Raw genomic sequence first — 5120 nt, 5'->3', positions numbered from 1 at the left:
CGCCAGCCGTGTCGCCGCTACAGAACCGCCGACACCGGACACGGGATCACCGACCTGGCCTTCCGTCACGAAACCCGCAGCACAGGCGAGGTTCTCGACGCGATCGGCAACAAGCGAGACCTGCTCGCGTGCCGCCACCGCCTCGGCGCGGGCGTCGCGCAGGGCGGACGCCTCGGCGACGAGGGTGGCGAGCCGGGCCCGGCGGCGTTCGATGGTCTGATCGGCACCGGCCGCGAGGCGCAGCCGTTCGGTGAGTTCGGTCAGCCGCTTTTCGGCGGAGGCGATGGTGGCGGCGACCGCGCTGCGGCGGGCGTCGCATTCGCGCAGCTCCTCGTTCAGGCGCGTCTCGTCGTCGCGCAGACGAGCGAGCTCGGCGTTCAGGTCGTCGGCGTGCGCGGCCAGTTCCGCTGTGTCCTCGTAGCGGTCGGTCGCGGCGCGCAGTGCGGCAGCGAGCTCGACGCGGTCGGTGTCGCCGCCGCGCGCGATCAGCGCTTCGATCTCGCGCTCCAACCCCGTGATGCGGGCCAGCGCACGGTCGCGGGTGTCCTCGGCCGCGCGCTCGGCAGCCGCGGCGGCCTCCTCCTCGTCCTTGGACACCGCGGTCGCGGTGGGCTGGGCGGGCGCGGGATGATCGGCGGAACCGCAGACCGCGCAGGGATTTCCGTCGACCAGTCCGCCCGCCAGCTCGGCGGCCATTCCGGACAGCCTGCGCTCCCGTAGGTCGAGCACGAGTTCCTTGGCGTCGAGGTGCGTCGCGCGGGCGGTGTCGAACTCGATCCTGGCGTGATCGAGCGTCGTTCGGCGCGTGGCCAGTTCGACGGCGGCCGTCGCGGCGTTCTGCAGTCGCTCGGTTTCCGCCGTCAGGCCGGGCAGCGCCGCGGTGGCCTCGGTCGCCTCGCGCGATCTGGTCTCCGCGGCGGCGAGCGCGGCGGGCAGTCGGTCGCGTCGCTCGGTGAGTTCGACGACGCGTTCGGCCAGCGTCGTGTCCTCGGCGCGCAGCGCGACGAGCTCGTCACCCAGCCGAGTGGCAGTGGCCGCGTCGACGCGCACTTCGTCCAGAGCGCCGATCTGTCCGCTCCAGCGTTGGATCGCCGCGTCGATGTCGGCGTCCTCACGCACGTGGGCCTCGTCATCGGGCCGGAGCAACTCGGCGCCGCCGAGGTCGGCGCTCGCCGGTTCCCGCAGCCGATCGGCCAATTGGCCTGCCGCGCTGATCTTTTCGCTGTCTCGCTGGCGCTGGGTTCGGACCGCCGCGCGCGCCTCGTCGATGGCCGCCGCGACCGGCTGGGCCCGGCGTGCAAGTTCGAGTTCGGCGTGCAGCGCGCCGCGCCGTTCGGCGGCGGCCGCGTAATCGTCCAGTTGCCGACGGGCCGCGGCCATGCGGCGGTGCAGTTCGTGCAGTCGACGTTGTTGTTCGGCTTGCTCGCGGGTCCGCGCCGACTCCTGCTTGCAGCGTTCGAGCGCGGTGACGGCCGTCGCGAGGTCGGCGCGGGCGGCGGACAGCAGATCTTGCGACCAGGTGACCGATTCCGCGATCCCGATCGAATCCGGGACTCCGGCTGCCATGCCGACCTGGGTGATCAGTCGCTTGATGCCCTCGGTGCGTGCGTCCAGTTCGGCTTCGGCTGCGCGGCGTTTGTCGGCGAGCCACTGCTCGGCCGTGCCGAAACGCTTGGTGTCGAAAAGTTTTTCGAGCAGCTTTTCGCGGTCTTCGTTGTCCGATCGCAGGAAACGGGCGAAATCGCCCTGTGGCAGCAGCACGACTTGGAAGAACTGGTCGGCGCTCATACCGAGCAGACGAAGGACTTCGTCGCCGATATCCACTATCCGAGAGAGGTTTTCGCCGCGGCCGTCCAACCAGGTCAGCGTGGCTTTGGCCGGCATGGTGCGCATGCCGGTGCCATCTCGTTTGGGGCGCTCGAATTCGGGGCTGCGGGTTAGCCGCAGTCGGCGACCACCCAGGGTTGCTTCGAGCATTACCTGCGGCGGCGTGTTCTCCGGGGCGTGATCGGAGTGCAACCGCTTGCTTTCGCCGCGCGCACCGGGCACCTTGCCGTACAGAGCGAACGCGATCGCGTCCAGCACCGTGGTCTTTCCCGCTCCGGTCTGGCCGTGCAGAAGGAACAGTCCGTCCGCGCCGAGCGCGTCGAAGTCGACGACCGTGGTGTCGGCGTACGGGCCGAACGCGGTCATCTCGAGCTTGTGCAACCTCATGCCGCCGCGCTTACGCCTGGTTCCAGGACACGCGAGCGGTCGGTCGAAACTTTGGCTCGCTCGGCGCACACGTTCATGACTCCACCTCGCCAGCGGTTGGCTCCGTAATGAGCGAGGGCTCGGCTGTGCTCATTGTTCGCTCGCCGCGCTCGCTCATAACTCCACCTCGCCGAGGCTCGGACCCGTCGGGAGCGACAGCTCGGCGTCGGTTGTTCGCTCGCCGCGCTCGGCCGCATCGGCTGTACGCTCGCCACGATCGGCCGCATCGGTCGTACGCTCGCCACGCTCGGCCGCGTCGGCTGTACGCTCGCCACGCTCGGCCGCATCGGCTGTACGCTCGCCACGATCGGCCGCATCGGCTGTACGCTCGCCACGCTCGGCAGTGTCGGTTGTTCGCCCGCCGCGCTCGGCTTCGTCGGTTGCCCGCCCGCCGCGCTCGCTCATGCGGACAGTTCCTCGGCCGCGCTCACCACGGTCACCTGCTCCCGTTCCGCGACGGCGGCGGCGAGCGCGCGTTCCAGCCAGGTCATCTCGCTCGAGGTCGGCGCGCCGCGGACGTCGGTGAGGAAGCTGCGGGCTACTTCGGTGTCGCGGCGGCCGTGCACCCGCTCACGGTAGCGCAGCTCCGGGTTGCCCTCGGGCCGCGCCCATTCCACGTGCACGGCGAAGAGGAACCGTTCTCTGAGCTTGCGCATGGCATCGACCGGGCGGGCGATGTCGGTGAGCACCGCGGACACATAGTGCTGTTCGGCCGCGATGTGCTCCTCATCGCTCAGCAACTGGTCCAGGGTGCCGGTGATTTTGCTCAGTCCGCGGATCGTTGGTAGATCCCGGCGCCGCACCGTGGCCAATCCGGACGCGTTCAGATCGACGATCCACACCGCCTTGCGGTGCGAGTTCTCGGCAAACGAATACGGCAGCGGCGAGCCGGAGTAGCGCACCGACTCCGCCAGTGTCTGGGGCGAATGCAGGTGGCCGAGCGCCACATAGTCGATGCCTTCGAAGACGGCCAACGATACTGTCTCCACTCCCCCGACCGAGATCGACCGTTCCGACCCGGTGGCCTCACCGCCGACGACAAAGGCATGCGCCAGCACGACCGTCCGCACGCCGGGCCGACGCGCGATGTCGGCGCGGATGCGTGCCATGGCCGCGTCCAGGATCTCGGCGTGCGAACGAGCCTGCGGCACATCGAGTTCGGCGCGGGTGATCTCCGGTTCCAGGTAGGGGATGCCGTAGCACGCGACGAGACCGTGCTCGTCCTCGAGCAGAACCGGACGATCGGCATCGGCGACGGTAGTGCGCAAATGCAACCCGCCCGCCGCGGCGAAACTGGCGCCCGCGCCTAGCCGGGCAGGCGAATCATGGTTGCCCGAGGTGGCGACGATCTGCGCCCCGGCCGCACGGATGGCCTCGAATCCCCGGTTGCACACCGCGATCGCGTCGGCGCTCGGGATCGACCGGTCGTACACGTCGCCCGGCAGCACGACCACGTCGACCGACTCCTCGGCCACCAGCTCCGCGATGGCGGTCAATGAATGAGCCTGGTCGGCAAGCAGATCGACACCGTGAAATGTGCGCCCGATGTGCCAGTCCGAGGTGTGCAGCATCCGCATGCGCGGAACCGTATGGCAACCCACCGACAGACTTCAATCACCCTGCCCGCTGTGTCGGGTTTGCCCAGCCACCACACGGCATGTCCGCCAGGCCGAGCGGCGTGTTCGCTCCCGCGGCGCACCGCGCCACAGCGGCGAACACCTGCCTCGCTACGTCGGCCCACGACCAGCGCTTGCCACAGCGGTCGCCCAGCGCGGTCAGTGCGGACACCACGCGCGCAGACATCCCCACGGCCTCGGCGCGATGGTGGTACCGCTGCGTGCGGTGGGTCGGCACGCTGGCAGCCCAGGGTAGACACTCTGGACGAACGAAACGTGTCGTGACATGACATACCCACCGCTGCCGCTGCGGTAGGCACTGCCGCGTTCCTTGTGGTGCGCCTAGCCCGGAGACAGACACATCAGGCGGAAAGGCGATCCGTTTTCCGAACGCGGCACTGATCACCGGTGCGCGGCTGCCGAAGAACGCGGTGGGGCCGCTTTCGCGGTCCTTGTGACGCGGACCATTTTTCTGCGTTCGGATGGCGCAGAGCCGTACCGGTATCGGGCCAAGGTGCAGTGCTTCTGCTGTGATCCGTACCACTCGCTCGGCTGACCGGCAAAGCACCCGGACCGGACGGGCGACCAAGTGGGCGGGGCGGTGGAGGCTTTCAGCTACACCATGGCGTCGGTGTGGCCGCCGGGATAGTCACTATGGCCGTGCCGCCACGCCGCCGAACGCGGCGGCAACTAGGGTGCATAGCGTGGCTGCTTCCGAACGTGCGCGATCCCGGGTGCCCGCGCCGCAACGCTCGATCCTGCCGTCGGTGCCGGGGATCCCCGTCGGCGCGGCGGTCCTGGTCGCGGTTGCCTGCACGTTTGTGGGATTCCTGATCGATGCCGTCGGCGGGGGCGGCGAGCTGACCGGCACGTTCACCGCGTTGTACATCCTCGGGTGCGTGGCGGCCGTCGCGGCCGTGCGCTACCGCGGGCTGTTCAGCACGATGGTGTTGCCGCCGCTGCTGCTGTTCGTCGCCGTGCCACTGGCCTATCAACAGCTCACCGGGCGCGGCTCGACCTCGATGAAAGACATCCTGCTGAACCTGGCGATCCCGCTGGTGAACCGCTTCCCGACCATGATGCTGGCCACGCTCGTCGTCGCGCTGATCGGCGGCGCCCGAATCCTGATGCGCCGGCGCGAGGAAGAGGCGAGCAGGCCGCTCCCCGTGCGCCGCGGCGCGAGCGCGGGGAAACCGCCCGCCAAGAAGAGCAAGCCCAATCGCTCCCCTGGCACGCTCGCTGAGGCGGCGC

At 69.6% G+C, this 5120-nt stretch carries 4 protein-coding genes; 1 reads left to right on the top strand and 3 read right to left on the bottom strand.

What is annotated here, in order from left to right; genetic code table 11:
• The 3 genes from NA4_RS30220 to NA4_RS30210 form a co-directional block, all read right to left on the bottom strand.
• The coding region (locus NA4_RS30220) for an AAA family ATPase (protein ID WP_084497588.1) at nucleotides 1–2214 on the bottom strand (2214 nt) is incomplete at its 3' end.
• 153 nt (nucleotides 2215–2367) lie between these two features.
• Nucleotides 2368–2658: a hypothetical protein gene (locus tag NA4_RS30215; RefSeq protein WP_067477758.1), complete on the bottom strand. Its 291-nt coding sequence runs from the start codon at nucleotides 2656–2658 to the stop codon at nucleotides 2368–2370.
• Nucleotides 2655–3830 (bottom strand): exonuclease SbcCD subunit D, encoded by a 1176-nt coding sequence (locus NA4_RS30210; protein WP_067477755.1) that lies wholly within the window; start codon nucleotides 3828–3830, stop codon nucleotides 2655–2657. The genes NA4_RS30215 and NA4_RS30210 overlap by 4 nt, the downstream gene beginning before the upstream one ends.
• A gap of 743 nt (nucleotides 3831–4573) precedes the next feature.
• Here NA4_RS30210 and NA4_RS30200 point away from each other — a divergent pair.
• Nucleotides 4574–5120 (top strand): DUF6542 domain-containing protein (locus NA4_RS30200; protein ID WP_373862850.1); only part of this gene is annotated, 547 nt, incomplete at its 3' end.

The sequence above is a fragment of the Nocardia amamiensis NBRC 102102 genome, assembly GCF_001612745.1.
Lineage (GTDB): Bacteria > Actinomycetota > Actinomycetes > Mycobacteriales > Mycobacteriaceae > Nocardia > Nocardia amamiensis.
The sequence above is the reverse complement of the archived record's forward strand: the minus strand, read 5'-3'. Positions and strand labels throughout refer to the sequence as shown.